Here is a 14,151-nt window from a genome sequence, read left to right as displayed (position 1 = left end):
GTTTCGCGCGTGACTCCGGCGACCGGGCCCGCGACGTGCGGAGGAGGAGACGCACGTCGCCCCCGGTCTATTCGCGGCGGGTCGAAATAAATTCCGCGGCCCGCGCCGGTCAGCCGGTGCAGGGGCGTTCAGAGAGGCCGGTGGCCCGGTCCAGGGCGAGCCGCAGGCGGTCCGTCTTGGTCGGTTCGGTGAGGAGCACGGCCGCCTCGGCCAGCAGGGCGAAGCGCTCGGCCGGCACCGTCTCGGACAGGAGGACGTAGCGGCGCCCCTTGCTGTCCCAGCGCGCCACACGCAGGTCGCGGTCCCCTTGCGCGATCTCGAGTCCGGCCTGCCCGCGCGACGGCCTGCTCCAGACGGCGAGCCGGCAGCCGTGACGCCCCTCGTAACCGGCAAGCCGGCCAGCCGAACCGTCACCCTCGGACAGGTAGACCAAGCGGAAGCCCGCCGCCCCGAGATCGAGGGGGAAGCCGTTCAGGCCGCCCGCGGGCTGCATGGCGTTCGCGGGTGCGCCCGCCGCACTCCAGGCCATGAAGGCCGCGCGCGCGGCGTCGGCCGGCGGGCGAGACGACGGGGCCAGCCAGCCGGTGCCGACGAGGACGACCAGGGCCGCGGCGCACGCCCATCCGAGGGAGGCGCGGGCCATCGGCGCGCGCGGGGGCGGCACGACCGCAGCCTTCACCTCCCGTTTCACCCCCTGCTTCAGCCGGGTCAGGGTCGCGACCCGCGCGGCCAGGACCGGATCGCGGGCCAGCGTCTCCGCGACCGCGCGCCGGTCCTTCGCATCAAGTTCCCCATCGACGTAGGCATTGAGGGTCTCCCAGCGCATCACGGCCCCTCGCTCCCATCGGATGGCTCGGCGATCCGGTGCAGCATGATCCGCCTCGCCCTGTGCAGACGGCTCATGACCGTGCCGACGGGAATGCCGAGCCGTTTGGCGGTCTCCCGGTAGCTCAGGCCTTCGACGTCCACGCAGGTCACGACCTTTCGGCAGGGTGCATCGAGGGTGGCGAAAGCCTGGCGCACGGCGATGGCCTCAATCAGGCGGTCGTCGAACCCTTCGTCGGGCCAATCCACGAGATCGTCCTCGCGGCGGGTCCGGTTCCGGCGGAGCCGATCGATCCAGGCGTGGCGCACGATCCGGAACAGGTAGGCGCGGGCCGCCCGCGGTTCGCTCGGCGTCGTCCCCGTCGAGAGCGCCTTGAGGGCGCTCTGCTGCATCAGGTCGCGCGCGGCGTCGGGCTCCCGCGTCAGCGTCAGCGCGTAGCGGAACAGGCGCGGCCACGCTTCGACGAGGTGCTCACCGATGGACCGCATCCTGATGTGTCATCCTCCCCGCACTCCATAGCACATCGATGCATGTCCACACAGAGTCGCAACGGTCGTCGATGGTTGTGGATGTCGGGAGGCCTTACACCTCTGCAGCGCTACTCGGAGCGTTGCTGTTGCTGAACAATCGATTGCAAGCTCGTATGTCTGCTTTCAGGCATTGTGAGGATGCGGTTTTAAGACCGGGGTGGGCGCGAAGCTGAATGTCCGGTTCCGGGTATCGAGTTGATGTCCGCTCATGGCGCTGAGCTGAACAAGGCGGAGGCGAACTCCTGACCCCTTGCGGACTCTGGGGTGACGGCCGCTGAAGGACCGGATGGGGTGGGGAGCGGACCTCAACCCTTTGATCAGAAGCGGACATTCCGCACCCGACTCAATCTGGTCGTCCAAAGCGCCTTGGCACAACCGTTAGGTTGCTGAATCACCGATCTCGAAATTCGTTTGGGTCAACATTTCGCCCCTGCCTTACCGTCTCAGCAGCAGCGGCGGGATATGCGCGTCATGCCGCTGCGCCAAAGGAGGCGGCACGCTATGAGGCGGCCTAGGACGGCGGCGCGGGGTCGCCCGTTGCGACATCCTGGGAGACACTCATGCGTGCTGTTACCTACACAGAAGGCGCCCGGATCGATGCGCCGGACGCCCTCCTCGACACCACCTTTCCCGATCCCGTGCCGGCCGGGCGCGACCTGCTCGTGCGCGTGCAAGCCGTCTCGGTGAATCCGATCGACACCAAGGTTCGCCAAGGCGCCTACAAGCAGGGTTGTGAGCCGAAGGTTCTCGGCTGGGATGCAGCTGGAACCGTGGTCTCGGTCGGACCGGACGCGCGCCTGTTCAAGCCCGGCGACGCGGTGTTCTACGCCGGTGCGCTCGACCGGCCGGGCAGCAACGCCGCGCTTCAATGCGTGGACGAGCGCCTCGTCGGTGCCAAGCCGGCCACCCTCGATTTCGCCGCCGCCGCAGCGCTGCCGCTCACCGCGCTGACCGCCTGGGAGATGCTGTTCGACCGACTCGACGTCGCCAGGCCCGTGCCGGGTGCCGCCCCGGCAATCCTGATCGTCGGCGGCGCCGGCGGCGTCGGCTCGATCGCGATCCAGCTCGCCCGGCAGCTCACGGATCTCATCGTGATCGCTACGGCCTCGCGCCCCGAGACGGCGCAATGGTGCCGGGACCTCGGCGCCCACCACGTGATCGACCATGCGAAGCCCCTCGCCACCGAGGTGGCGGCGCTCGGTCTTCCCGGAGCACCCGGGTTCGTGTTCGCGACGACGCAGACCGGTGCGCATCTCCCGCAGATCATCGAGCTCCTTGCGCCGCAGGGACGCCTCGGCCCGATCGACGACCCTGAGACCCTGGACGTGATGCCGCTCAAGCCAAAGAGCCTGTCGCTGCACTGGGAGCTGATGTTCACCCGCTCGCTGTTCCAGACCGCCGATATGGAACGGCAGCATGCGATCCTGACCGAGATCGCCCGCCTGATCGATGCGGGACGGCTGCGCACGACGTTGAGCGAGACCTTCGGTTCGATCAACGCCGCCAACCTGGCACGCGCCCACGCGCTCATCGAGAGCGGGAAGGCAAGGGGCAAGGTCGTCCTCGCTGGGTTCAGCGACTAAGCCGACACGCGAAGCGTCCCGGCTCGGAGCTGGGACGCCGGTCGAGCTTGCCCCGGTCCCGACCGTTCGGGACGACGGAAGCGCCCTCCGACGCGAACCGTTTTGCGGTGGCGGCGCCGATGCCGCTTCCGGCACCAGTGATGACGACCCTCTTCTCGAGGCAGGACATGTTCGGCTTCCTTCCTAACGGGTGATGCCGTAGGCGATGCCGGATTTCAGGCGACGGGCGGGATGACCTTCAGGTCGCTCAGGTGCCGGAACTGGTTCCGGAACATGTCTTCGGTGTCGATGCAGGCATGGAATCCGGCCTGGCGGGCCTTGATCGTGCTGCTGATGTTGTCGAAGCCGCTGGCGAAGATGAAATCGCCGAAGGGCCACGAAGCCACCTTGTCGTAGGGGATCAGCTGTAGCCCGTAGCGTTCGGTCATTCTATCCCAGAGCGGCCCCTTGTCGGCCATGTAGGTCGCGAGCGGCATCGGGATCGGATCGGCCCAGTCCATGTTGAACATGCGCGCGATCCGCGGCCACATGTGCTGCCAGCGAAAGTAGTCGCCGTTGGTGATGTTGAAGATCTCGTTTCGCGCAGCCGGCGTCGTACCGGCCCAGTCGGCGGCCTCGGCCAGGATGTCGGCGGAGCTGACCTGGTAGAGCGCCCGGTAGGCGGCCTCGGTCCCCGGGAAGCGAAGCGGGATGCCGAGTTCCTTCGAGATGGCCGCATAGACGGCGATCACCGTCAGCAGGTTCATCGGGTTGCCGACCGCGAAGCCGCAGACCGCCTCTGGCCGAAGGGCCGTGAACGACCAATCCTTGCCCTGCTGGCGCTCACGCAGGAGATCCTCCTGGTCGTAGTAGAAGTTCGGCGGCATCAGGCGCGGGTCGTCTTCGCGGGCGGGCGTCTTGAACGGGCCGAGATCGGCGCCATAGGCCTTGCCGCCCTGGTAGAACGTGACGTGGCGCAGGCCCGGTGAGGTCTCCTCGACGACGTCGAGCAGGTTGCGCAGGATCGCGACGTTGACCGTACTCTTCTCGGCGGCGGTCCGTTTTTCGATGTAGGCGCCGAACACGATGTGGGTGACGTCGCGGATGCCGCCGAGGCGGTCCTGGATCTGTCCGGGGTCGAGCAGGTCGACCGAGACCGCCTCGACGTTCGGGACGGACGGCTCGGTCCGTCGCGACAGCCCCAGCACTTGGGTATTGGGTCGAACAGCGAGGCGAGTGGCTGCGGCGCGGCCGATGACGCCCTGGGCGCCCGCGACGAGGACTTTTCTCTGCATGGTCGGCTCGCTCCTGTTTCCCGTAAGCTGGGCATTGGCGGGACGCGTGGGCGGCGACTGCTTCCTGGACCAGTCTTACCCAAAGGAAAGCTGCCGTCCTCGGCCTAGGTTCGCACGCTTGATGATCCGGTCCGCGCCTCGCCCATCGCACGCCTGCAACGATCTTCGACCTCGGAGAAGTCGCGAGCGATGACTTTCTGCCCGCCGAAGGCCCGTGAGCGCGAGTCCAGCATGGCCTGCAGCTCGGCCCGTCGCGCATCGCCGGGCACGACCGTTTCGATCAGGCGGCAGGACCACGCGAGGCGGTCGGGGTTGCGCTCCCGCCAGAGCCCGCGTGCCTTGTTGTCCCTCGGATCCTCGCAGACGTTGAGCGGTGGGAACAACAGGGTCTAAGCTCAATCTACCAGGCGAGGGGCTGCTTCCGACCCAACTCAGCCGCTCACCGCTTCAGATCCGGCGCTTGAAAGCGGATAAACGCTCGATCAAGGCAGTCGTTTAGCGATCGTGATCGCTGGCTTGATGGGTCGGAGACACCGGTTCGTCCGGCGCTGCGGGCTGAACGAAGACGTCAGGTGCGGACGAGCCGTTGCCGCCAGATGATCCGGCGCGTTTCCTCGGCGGTCCACTGGCGCTTTCCGCAGCGCACTGAATGCGGCGTTATTCGCGCAGGTTTCACCCCGGGGAACCGACGCCGGCCGGAACTCGTCGTAGGAGGGACGATCGGTTGACCGGAGAGACCATCATGCCCTTCATCGCGGCCCACGACGGCGCGCAGCTCTTTTTCAAGGACTGGGGACGCGGTCGGCCGGTCGTGCTCGTCCACGGCTGGCCGCTTGATGCGGACATGTGGGAGTTCCAGCAGCGGGCGCTCACCGAGGCGGGTTTGCGCACCATCGCCTACGACCGCCGCGGTTTCGGCCGCTCGGACCAGACCTGGGACGGCTACGATTACGACACACTCGCCGACGACCTGAAATCCGTGCTCGACGCCCTTGATGTGCAGGACGTGGCGCTGGTCGGGTTCTCGATGGGCGGCGGCGAGATCGCCCGGTACATGAGCCGGCACGGCGGCGCCCGGATCACTCGAGCCGCGCTCGTCTCGTCGGTGACGCCCTACATGCTCAAGACTCCCGACAACCCAGAGGGCGTCGACTCAGCGGTGTTCGACGGCATGATCGCCGGGCTGAAGAAGGACCGCCCACACTTCATGGCGACCTTCGCCAAGACGTTCTTCGGGGTCGGGATGCTTTCGTCGCCGGTCTCGTCCGACCTGATCGAATGGACCGGCACCCTCGCGATGCGCGGGTCGCCGAAGGCGACGACTGCCTGCGTGACGGCCTTCGCCGAGACCGACTTCCGCGCCGACATGGCCGCGTTCCGCGTGCCGACCCTCGTCATCCACGGCGATGCCGACCGGACTGTACCGATCGACGTGTCGGGCAAGGCCACAGCCGCCGCGATCCCTGGCGCCAAGTTCGTCGTCTATGACGGCGCGCCGCACGCCGTACCATTCACCCATGTCGAGCGGCTGAACGCGGATCTAATCGCCTTCCTCAAGGACTGACCCGCACTCCGCTCACCATCCCCCCACGATCCGAGGCATCATGACGACAAGCCCGATCCTCCAACCCGTGACAATCGGCGACCTGGAACTCAAGAACCGCATCGTGATGGCGCCGCTGACCCGCAGTCGGTCCTCGACCGCGGGCGTGCCGCCGGATTTTGCCGCCGACTATTACGGCCAGCGTGCCAGCGCCGGCCTGATCATCACGGAGGCCACCAATATCTCGCCCCAAGCCGTGGGCTATGCCTACACGCCGGGCATCTGGTCGGACGAGCAGATCGAGGCCTGGACGCGCATCGTCTCGACCGTCCACGCCAACGACGGCTGCATCTTCCTCCAGCTGTGGCACACCGGGCGGATTTCCCATCCCGACCTGCAGCCAGGGGGCGGACTCCCGGTCTCCGCTTCGGCGGTGAAGCCGGAGGGAACTGCCTTCACGATGGAGGGGATGAAGCCCCACGTCACCCCGCGGGCGTTGGAGACCGACGAGATCCCCGGCATCGTCGAGGATTACCGGCGCGCGGCCGTGAACGCCAAGCGCGCCGGCTTCGACGGGGTCGAGGTCCACTCGGCCAACAACTACCTGCTGGAGCAGTTCGTGCGAGATTCGACCAACAAGCGAACCGATCGCTACGGCGGCTCGATCGAGAATCGTTTGCGGTTCCCGCTTGAGGTGGTCCGTGCGGTGACCGAGGCCTGGGACGGCGGAAGCCGCGTCGGCATCCGGTTGTCGCCCGCCACGACGCAGCCCGGCGAGACACCGCTCGATTCCGAGACGCATGCCACCTTCGGCGCCTATGTCGATGCGCTCAACGCGTTCGGCTTGCTCTACATTCACACGATCGAGGGCGTCACGCAGCAGACCCGGGATGTGCCGGACGGCGTCGATTTCCTCGACCTGCGGCGCCGGTTCGAGGGCGCCTATATCGGCAACAACCAGAACACCCTGGATCTCGCTGAGAAGGAACTGGCCGAAGGCCGCGCCGATCTGTTCAGCTTCGGAAGGCCCTATATTGCGAACCCCGACCTCGTCGGGCGGCTGGCGAGCGGGGCACCGCTGGCCGAGGCCCCCAAGCAATACTGGTACGGCGGCGGTGCGACCGGTTACTCCGACTGGCCGGGCATGGACGGGCCGGTACCGGTACGGCGCTGAACCGATCACGGAGATCGGCACGTCGCCGATTGTGACCGAGGCGACGGCCTGTATCGTGTGAGTGTCTTGCTGCGCGCGGGAGAGCGCTCGGCCAACCTCGGCCTTGCCGGCAGGATCGAACCGAGCGGCCGGTGTGTACCCCGGCCGACATCGGGCGTGGTTCACCACCACCAGGGGCAAGTTGCTCGAAACCGCGCTCCGAGCCTCCGAGGCGGCCAAGTCGGTGAGTATGCGACGTGGCGCCGAGAGTGCGTCCTCGGCCGCCTACAACCCATGCCGACGTGCGGGCCGGCGCGCCGCGTCGCTCCGGCACCGGGTCCAGGCGCGGCCTCGCGAGGGCGGCGTGCAACGACCGGGCGTGGCGCGGGTTTCCTAGCCTTCGAGTGAGACGCCCCGATCCTACCGAACCGAACCCAAGGAGCACCATGTCCCGCGAGAGCAGCATCCAGGCGACCGAGAAGTTCGGAGAACTCGTCAACGGCGGTCGGTTCGATGCCTTCCCCGAGGTCGTCGCCCCGGATTGCCACGATCACGACCCGGCGCCGGGCCAGCACATGGGTCCCGAGGGATACCAGGCTTTCTTCACGCAGCTCCGTTCCGCCTTCCCCGACATGCAGGTCGAGGTGAAGAAGCTCGTCGCCGACGGGGACAGCGTCGCGTTCGCCTACACGCTCACCGGCACGCACCAGGGCGACTTCAACGGCCACAAGCCGACGGGGAAGGCCATCAAGGTCCGCGGCATGCAGATCGGCCGCTTCGTGGACGGCAAGATGGTCGAGCGGTGGGGCTCCTCCGACGAGCTCGGTATCCTCAAGCAGATCGGCGCCATCGAGGGCTGATTGAAGCTTCCGCGAGGGCGCCCCTGCCACGGGACGTCGTCAAGGCTTGGCACGGGGCGGCCCATGGACCGCCCCGGGTTTCAAGAGTCAATCGTCGGCTTCCCGACTCCTCAGGCGCTCCGGGCCTGGTCGGGATGGCGGCCCTCAGCGAACTCCTCGATGATCTTGGCGCAGAAGGCTGGCAGGTCCTTGGGCGTGCGGCTCGTGACGAGCCCCTTGTCGCAGACGACCTCCTCGTCGACCCAGGTGCCGCCGGCGTTTTCGATGTCCCGCCGAACGGTGGGGTAGGAGGTCAGCGTCCGGCCCTTCACGACGTCGGCCTCGATCAGGGTCCACGGCCCGTGGCAGATGACCCCGACCGGCTTGCCCGCGGCGAAGAAGTCCCGGACGAACGCCACGACATCCTTGCTCGCCCGGAGCTTGTCGGCGCCGACGCAGCCGCCGGGCACGACGAGGCCGTCGTAGTCCGCGGCCGACGCCCCCTCGATGGTCCTGTCCACCTTGTAGCGGTTGGCGGGATCGAGGTCGTTGTTGACTGTCTCGGCTTCGCCGGCCTCCAGACCGATGACCGTCACGGTCGCCCCGGCCTGCTTCACCGCCTCATGCGGCTTGGCGAACTCCGGATCCTCGGTGCCGCGCGGTGCGATCAGGATCGCGATCTTCTTGCCCTGCAAGCTCATGTCATCGTCCTTCTGGGTGTCGGAACCTAACGGAGGCACGGTCGCGCCGTTCCTCACGACGGGATGCGGTCGATGCCGGAGGTATCCCGGCCGCGACGCCGTTTTCGCGGTGGCGGACGGCGCTCAGCGTCCGATAGACTTGGAGGCGCGCCGGCATCACCGAACCGAGCGGCCGGTGCGCCGCCAGACTGTGCGCTGGGCGGAAAGTCATCTCCCGGGATACGAACGAGTTCCTTTGCGGCCCGAGGGGGCGCCCATCCGCCGGACGGTCGCCACGACGCATGTTCGAGGCGCCTTCACCTCTCGGCAGGCAGCGTGGGTCGTTCGGACGATCCGCCGATCCGCGAATCCCCGCCCAGCGGCGGGATCGTCCGCGGCCGGGTGGGGATGCGAGACGGCGGGACGATCATCTGCCCTGACCGAGCGGGCATCACGGGCCTACAACATGGGAAGGTGGCGTGGTCGGGGACCCCGCGGAAACGCTGCGTCGATCCGCATGAGCTCGTCTTCCGTCAGCCGCAGCGGGCCAGCGCTGGCGTTGTCGGCGGCATGCTCGGGACTGGACGCCTTGGGGATCGTGAAGGTGGACGGCCTCCGCGTGAGGAACCGGAGCGCGACCTGACGGGCGGTGGCGCCGTGGTTCGCCGCGATCTCCTCCAGGACGCGGCCGCCCGGTGTTCGTGGGCCGGGGAAGCTGCCATGGCCGAATGGGCTGTAGGCGACGACGGCGATGCCGTGATCCTCGCACCAGGGCTGGACGGCGTGCTCGATCGCGCGCTCCTCCAGGTGATAGAGCACTTGGTTGCAGGCGATGCGGCCCTCGCCCCCGGCCTTCCAGGCGGCTTCGAGGTTGGGCACATCGAAGTTGCTCACCCCCCAGGACAGGATCTTGCCCTGTTCGCGGAGCCGCTCGAAGCCGGCGAAGGTGTCCTCAAGGGGATGCGAGCCAGGCCAGTGCAGCAGGTAACAGTCCAGCCTGTCGGTGCGCAGGCGCGCGAGCGAGCGCTCGCAGGCCGCCACCGTCCCGGCAAGGGAGGCGTTGCTGGGGAGAACCTTGGAGACGAGGAACACGTCATCGCGCCGCCCGGTGATGGCTTCGCCGACCACGGTCTCAGCGTCGCCGTACATCTCGGCGGTATCGATGTGCGTCATGCCGAGGTCGAGGCCGCGGCGGAGCGCTGCGACCGCGGTGGGCCGGTGCGCGTCATCGATGTACCAGGTTCCCTGGCCGATCACCGCAACATCACGCGGTACGGGACCAAACGGGCGCTGCTCCATGCCTTTCCCTACATCCGCGGACGACACGTGCGTTTAAGGCGCGAACACCGCGCGCAAGCAGCCGTCCGTCTTGTGCTTTAAGATGTCGTAGCCGCGCGTTCCGTCCTCAAGGGAGAAACGGTGGGTGGCGAGGCAGGTCCGGTTGAGCTCGCCCTTCTGGGCGTGCGTCAGCAGCCGGTCCATGTCGGCTTGTCCGTGTTGTTGGGCGGTGCGCACCGTCATACCGCACCGTTTGGTCGCGAATTCCGTCGTCGCTGTACCCCACCTAAAGAACTGGATGCGGTTCTCCAAAGCGGTCGTTCGCCGGACCTCCGGCACGTTCGGCAGGGTGGGGAGCAGGCACGAAGCCAACGTTTGCGTCCCTCTGTTGCCGCTCAAAACCAACCCCACATGTGGTGACGTCGAAAGCACGCTCCGCTGAGGAATTATGGACAAGCTTACCCTCTACACTTCGCCGTCAGCCTTCCCGAACCCGCAGCGGGTGCGCCTGTTCATGCACGAGAAGGGTATCGCGCAGCATGTCGAGGAGCGTGTGCTCGACATGGCACCGGGCGGTGAGCAGCGCGGCTGGCGACATCTCAAGCGCAATCCGTGGGGTGAGACCCCGACCCTTGAGCTGCCGGGTGGCGGTTATCTGGCCGAGAGTGTCGCAATCGCACGCTACCTCGACGAGAGCTTCCCGGGCCGCAAAATCCTGGGCGAAGGCGCATTGGAGCAGGCACAGGACGTGATGTGGAACGACCGGATCTGGGTGCAGATCCTGTACCGGCTCACGACACTGTTCCACGTGCTCCACCAGGGCCTTGGGCCGAAGCTGGAACTGACTAGCAACCCGCAATGGGGCGAGCATTGTCGCAAGGAGGCGCTTTCCCATGCCGGCCTCGTCGACCGGCATCTGTCGGATGGGCGGGATTGGATACTCGGTGGCGCGCACCCGACCTTCGCCGACATCACGCTGTGCACGGCGATCGCGTTCTCGAAGTTCGGTCCGGTCGCGACCCCGCTGGATGAGCGCTACGAGCAGCTCGACCAGTTCTGGCAGCGCTGGAAGGCGCGCCCGAGCTTCCGCCTCGCTTATGCGGATGGCGGCGGCCTTCAGGAATTGAGTGCGCTTCAGACCGCCTGATCGGGACTGGGTCCGGCGGAGCGACTACGCGACGCGCCGGCTCGCTTCGCCCGCCTCCCAGGCATAGGGGCGTAGGGCCGCGCACAACAGCGCGGTCTTCAGCGCGGCGGGGGGCCCTCACGGCGAACGTCGCACGATCGCAAACATCGGCGATAAAGCGGGGGCCGTCTCACCACGCTTCGCCCCAGATCGCGCCGATGAGGTCCGCTTTCGTCTATCGTCGCCCGGGAGCGGACAGGCAGAAATCCACCCACTTCGGTCGTAGGCCGGCCTCCACGAAGCCGCCCCGAAGCAGACCTCCCCAGGGTCGGCAATGGGTCTGGAGCGGGGATCCAGGCCCGCCGGCGCCAATGTCGGCTTTCGCTGCAGAGAGCCGTCATTCGACATTGGGCTCAGCGGCAGCATCGGGTTCCTCATGACGAGCTCCTCAACCCAGGAGCCTGTCATGCCCGAAGTCGTTACCGTTTCCACAAAACCGCGTGTTCCCTGGAACCGCGAGCGTATCGTCGGCCCCAAACCGCCGCTGAAACCGAAGCACATCTGGGCCCTACGCACGCGCCTACAGCTCGCCAACCGCACGCGAGACCTCGCCCTGTTCAACCTCGCCGTCGACAGCAAGCTGCGCGGGTGTGATCTCGTCGGCCTGCGCGTGAGCGACATCTACCTGGGCGACGCCGTGCGTCTCCGAGCGACCGTCTGCCAGCGCAAGACCGGCAGGCCGGTCCCGTTCGAGATCACCGAACCGACGCGCGAGGCTCTCGCGGCTTGGCTGACTGCGCGCAGGTTGAAAGCTGGCGACTGGCTGTTTCCAAGCCGGAGTCGACTCGGAGAGCATCTTACGACGCGGCATTACAGTCGCCTGGTCGACCGTTGGGTTGCCCTGATCGGCCTGGACCCTTCGGCGTTCGGCACGCACAGCCTGCGCCGCACGAAGGTCGCACTGGTCTATAAGCGCACCGGCAATATCCGAGCCTGCCAATTGCTCCTTGGCCATACCAAGCTGGAGAGCACGGTTCGCTATCTCGGCATTGAGGTTGACGACGCGCTGATCCTCTCAGAGCAAACCGAGATCTGAACCGGACGCCGCGGTCGAAATGGCCGCGGCGTGCCAGTAAAATGGTCTCCCCCAAGGGTGCCGAATGACCCCAAGCAGACATTCGCGGCGCTGTCGCTGAAGGACCGGATGGGGGGGCTAGCGGACATTACCGGCGCTGTCAGTCCGTTATGAGTCCGTCCTAAACGCACTAGAAATGCTCATAACTTCTGCCGTGGTCAGCGTGCCCGCCACAACGCCCCGACCAGGGCGACGTTGAGCAGGGCCAGGCCGGCGAGCAGGGCGAACGTGGTGTCGGCGCCGCCATGGGCAAGGGCGTAGGCGCCGAGCGGCGGGGCCAGGGCCTGGGCGACCAGACCCGGCCGCGCCAAGCGGCCGAGCAGCGGCGCGTAGCGCTCCGGGCCGAACAGCGCCAGGGGCACGGTGCCCCGTGCGATCGAGAAGATTCCGTTGCCGGCGCCGTAGAGGATCGCCGCCAGAGCGACCAGCGGCAGGTTGAGGGCCAGCCCTATCTCTCAGGATCGCGACAACGCAGAGGTTGGCCGTTGCATAATGTCCCAGCACCTGCGGTAGGTTCCAGCCGGGTATGGGACGCGTCATCGCCGTCGGGTCAATTCCATTGGAAGCGTAATTCCACTGTCCCCTCGGGCGTAAGGAGGGCATCGGGAGGGCGCGCGAAGGGAGCTGCGGACCTCACCGCGGCGATGACGCCCTCTTCATCCGCACGCGACAGTGGACGTCCTGCAACGGAAACGTCTCGTAGCGCTCCATCCGCACTGACCACGATCCTCAGGTCGACGACCCCGGTGCGTCGCCTGTTCCGCGGGATGCCGTCGGCATTCCCGGCGGCTTGCACCTTGGCCACGAGGGCGGATACCCATCCCCTGACCTCGGGAGCAACGCTTGCCTGGGCCGGAGCGTTCGCTGGTCCGACCAGCAGGCAGCAGAGCCAAAGGCATGCAATCGTTCGATGCGGGGCCATGGAAATCCATGTGTGCTGATGACGGTCTCCCTGGTGGGGAGCGGGTCAGTTCGCTGATGCGATGACCTTGGACGCCAGCGGCGAGACGGGAACGTCCCCACGCCATGCCGATCCGGCCCGGGCCTTGTCGTAGCCAGCTTGGTAGAGGCTGCGCATGTGGGCCGTGTCGAAGCCGCGCGCGGTCGAGGTGCGGGGGGCGCCCTCGTCGATGTAGGTGAGGTGGAAGCCGATGCGGTGCGCCTGCGAGAAGGCGTAGGTCGCCGCGAGGCTCGCGCGGCTGCGGGCTTGGCTTCCGGTCGCTACGGTCTGCTCGACGATGGACAGGGAGTCGTTGCCGACCAATTCGAACTCGGGCTCGACCCTGCCGTTCATCAGCACGTAGATGTCGGACTTGCGCGAAGCCACGCCGGCTCGCCCATCCCCCACCATGAAAGCCTGCGGCACCGTGAAGACCGGCGTCGTCACCGAGCCGTCGACATGAAGTTCTTGGAAGTTTCGGTTCCCCGCCCGGACGTCGAGGAGCTGCGGGGGGAATACGGCCGGTATGCTGGCGGAGGCGGTGAGCACGTCCCTGAACAGGGCCAGGGCGTTGGGTGCGCCGCTGGCGGCGATGGCTCCCATATTCCAGATCATCGCCCGCTTGGCGTCCAGGTTGGTGGTCACGACCAGCAGGCGACGGCCCTTGGCGTGCTCGATGGCGACGGCAGTGAGCAGGTCAGGCGTGACGTAGCGCCCGACGAGGTCCCGCAGGCGGTCGTCACCAAAGAGGCCGGAGCCGAAGAGCACGTTGACGACGCTCGGATCCTTCACCAGGTTTTCGGCGACGCCGCTGGTGTAGATCTCCGTGAGGATCGGGTCGTAGGCGGGACCAAGGAAGGCGAACGGGGCGATCAGCGCCCCCGTGCTCACGCCCGAGACGAGGCTGAACTTGGGTCGGGTGCCGGTGGCGGTCCACCCGTTCATGATGCCCGCCCCGTAGGCACCGTCGCCGCCTCCGCCCGACAAGGCGAGGTAGGAGAACGGGCGATTGCGTCCCGACGCATTCGACAGCATCGAAGCGAAGGTCCCGACGGATGCGTCCGAGTAGGCGCGGGCACCGGGTATACCGGCGATCTCGGCCGCGGCGGACTCGCTCGCCCCGTAGGGGATGCGGGGAACCGAGGCGCAAGCTCCGAGCGATCCGACGAGGGCGGAAACGAGTGCCGACCGGCTTGTCACGAGGCGTTTGGTGGGTGACATGGAAGCTCTCGTTTCGACCGGCG

The 14,151-nt window shown here is 67.3% G+C and carries 16 protein-coding genes and 1 pseudogene; 6 read left to right on the top strand and 11 right to left on the bottom strand.

Annotation, left to right across the window (positions count from 1 at the left end; genetic code table 11):
* Window positions 1-109: 109 nt before the first annotated feature.
* Window positions 110-826: an anti-sigma factor family protein gene (locus BM140_RS21420; protein WP_091950929.1), complete on the bottom strand. Its 717-nt coding sequence runs from the start codon at window positions 824-826 to the stop codon at window positions 110-112.
* A complete protein-coding gene (locus BM140_RS21415) occupies window positions 826-1,314 on the bottom strand; it encodes an RNA polymerase sigma factor (RefSeq protein WP_091950927.1) in 489 nt (162 codons plus the stop codon). Before BM140_RS21415 ends, BM140_RS21420 begins: the two co-directional genes overlap by 1 nt.
* A 602-nt stretch (window positions 1,315-1,916) precedes the next feature.
* Here BM140_RS21415 and BM140_RS21410 point away from each other — a divergent pair.
* Entirely contained in the window at window positions 1,917-2,939 is a 1,023-nt protein-coding gene (locus BM140_RS21410) for a zinc-binding alcohol dehydrogenase family protein (protein ID WP_091950924.1), read from the top strand.
* Here the strand turns inward: BM140_RS21410 and BM140_RS21405 are convergent.
* The 3 genes from BM140_RS21405 to BM140_RS21395 all read right to left on the bottom strand — a co-directional run bounded on the left by BM140_RS21405 (window position 2,929) and on the right by BM140_RS21395 (window position 4,596).
* Window positions 2,929-3,108, bottom strand: coding sequence for an SDR family NAD(P)-dependent oxidoreductase (locus BM140_RS21405; RefSeq protein WP_091950922.1), 180 nt, complete (start codon window positions 3,106-3,108; stop codon window positions 2,929-2,931). The two genes, BM140_RS21410 and BM140_RS21405, sit on opposite strands and share 11 nt — an antisense overlap.
* Before the next feature lie 46 nt (window positions 3,109-3,154).
* Window positions 3,155-4,213 carry an SDR family oxidoreductase gene (locus BM140_RS21400; protein ID WP_091950920.1) on the bottom strand — a complete coding sequence of 353 codons (1,059 nt, stop codon included), beginning with the start codon at window positions 4,211-4,213 and terminating at the stop codon, window positions 3,155-3,157.
* Between the two features lie 104 nt (window positions 4,214-4,317).
* Window positions 4,318-4,596: a hypothetical protein gene (locus tag BM140_RS21395; protein WP_091950918.1), complete on the bottom strand. Its 279-nt coding sequence runs from the start codon at window positions 4,594-4,596 to the stop codon at window positions 4,318-4,320.
* Window positions 4,597-4,955: 359 nt separating this feature from the next.
* Between BM140_RS21395 and BM140_RS21390 the strand changes: the two genes are divergently transcribed.
* From BM140_RS21390 to BM140_RS21380, 3 genes are all read left to right on the top strand, one after another.
* Window positions 4,956-5,777: an alpha/beta fold hydrolase gene (locus BM140_RS21390; RefSeq protein ID WP_091950916.1), complete on the top strand. Its 822-nt coding sequence runs from the start codon at window positions 4,956-4,958 to the stop codon at window positions 5,775-5,777.
* A gap of 40 nt (window positions 5,778-5,817) precedes the next feature.
* Window positions 5,818-6,930 (top strand): alkene reductase, encoded by a 1,113-nt coding sequence (locus BM140_RS21385; RefSeq protein ID WP_091950914.1) that lies wholly within the window; start codon window positions 5,818-5,820, stop codon window positions 6,928-6,930.
* 425 nt (window positions 6,931-7,355) lie between these two features.
* Window positions 7,356-7,769: an ester cyclase gene (locus BM140_RS21380; RefSeq protein ID WP_053610527.1), complete on the top strand. Its 414-nt coding sequence runs from the start codon at window positions 7,356-7,358 to the stop codon at window positions 7,767-7,769.
* Window positions 7,770-7,879: 110 nt separating this feature from the next.
* On the opposite strand, the gene BM140_RS21375 is transcribed toward BM140_RS21380, so the two are convergent.
* The 3 genes from BM140_RS21375 to BM140_RS21365 all read right to left on the bottom strand — a co-directional run bounded on the left by BM140_RS21375 (window position 7,880) and on the right by BM140_RS21365 (window position 9,949).
* Window positions 7,880-8,449, bottom strand: coding sequence for a type 1 glutamine amidotransferase domain-containing protein (locus BM140_RS21375; RefSeq protein ID WP_091950912.1), 570 nt, complete (start codon window positions 8,447-8,449; stop codon window positions 7,880-7,882).
* A 438-nt stretch (window positions 8,450-8,887) separates the two neighbouring features.
* The gene (locus BM140_RS21370) at window positions 8,888-9,727 is read right to left on the bottom strand and encodes an aldo/keto reductase (RefSeq protein WP_091950910.1); all 840 of its coding nucleotides are present in this window, start codon (window positions 9,725-9,727) and stop codon (window positions 8,888-8,890) included.
* Window positions 9,728-9,760: 33 nt separating this feature from the next.
* Complete coding sequence (locus tag BM140_RS21365) at window positions 9,761-9,949, bottom strand: hypothetical protein (protein WP_244535564.1); 189 nt, start codon at window positions 9,947-9,949, stop codon at window positions 9,761-9,763.
* A 205-nt stretch (window positions 9,950-10,154) separates the two neighbouring features.
* On the opposite strand from BM140_RS21365, the gene BM140_RS21360 reads away from it, so the two are divergent.
* Window positions 10,155-10,853 (top strand): glutathione S-transferase family protein, encoded by a 699-nt coding sequence (locus tag BM140_RS21360; protein WP_091950908.1) that lies wholly within the window; start codon window positions 10,155-10,157, stop codon window positions 10,851-10,853.
* A gap of 445 nt (window positions 10,854-11,298) precedes the next feature.
* Entirely contained in the window at window positions 11,299-11,928 is a 630-nt protein-coding gene (locus tag BM140_RS21355) for a tyrosine-type recombinase/integrase (protein ID WP_091950971.1), read from the top strand.
* Window positions 11,929-12,125: 197 nt separating this feature from the next.
* Here the strand turns inward: BM140_RS21355 and BM140_RS21350 are convergent.
* From BM140_RS21350 to BM140_RS21340, 3 genes and pseudogenes are all read right to left on the bottom strand, one after another.
* Window positions 12,126-12,413 (bottom strand): annotated as a pseudogene (locus BM140_RS21350) (MFS transporter); the annotation flags it as partial.
* A 104-nt stretch (window positions 12,414-12,517) separates the two neighbouring features.
* Entirely contained in the window at window positions 12,518-12,889 is a 372-nt protein-coding gene (locus BM140_RS26710) for an energy transducer TonB family protein (protein ID WP_091950906.1), read from the bottom strand.
* A gap of 45 nt (window positions 12,890-12,934) precedes the next feature.
* Window positions 12,935-14,128 carry a patatin-like phospholipase family protein gene (locus BM140_RS21340; protein WP_091950904.1) on the bottom strand — a complete coding sequence of 398 codons (1,194 nt, stop codon included), beginning with the start codon at window positions 14,126-14,128 and terminating at the stop codon, window positions 12,935-12,937.
* Window positions 14,129-14,151 lie beyond the last annotated feature (23 nt).

This window comes from Methylorubrum salsuginis (assembly GCF_900114375.1).
GTDB lineage: Bacteria > Pseudomonadota > Alphaproteobacteria > Rhizobiales > Beijerinckiaceae > Methylobacterium > Methylobacterium salsuginis.
The sequence above is the reverse complement of the archived record's forward strand: the minus strand, read 5'-3'. Positions and strand labels throughout refer to the sequence as shown.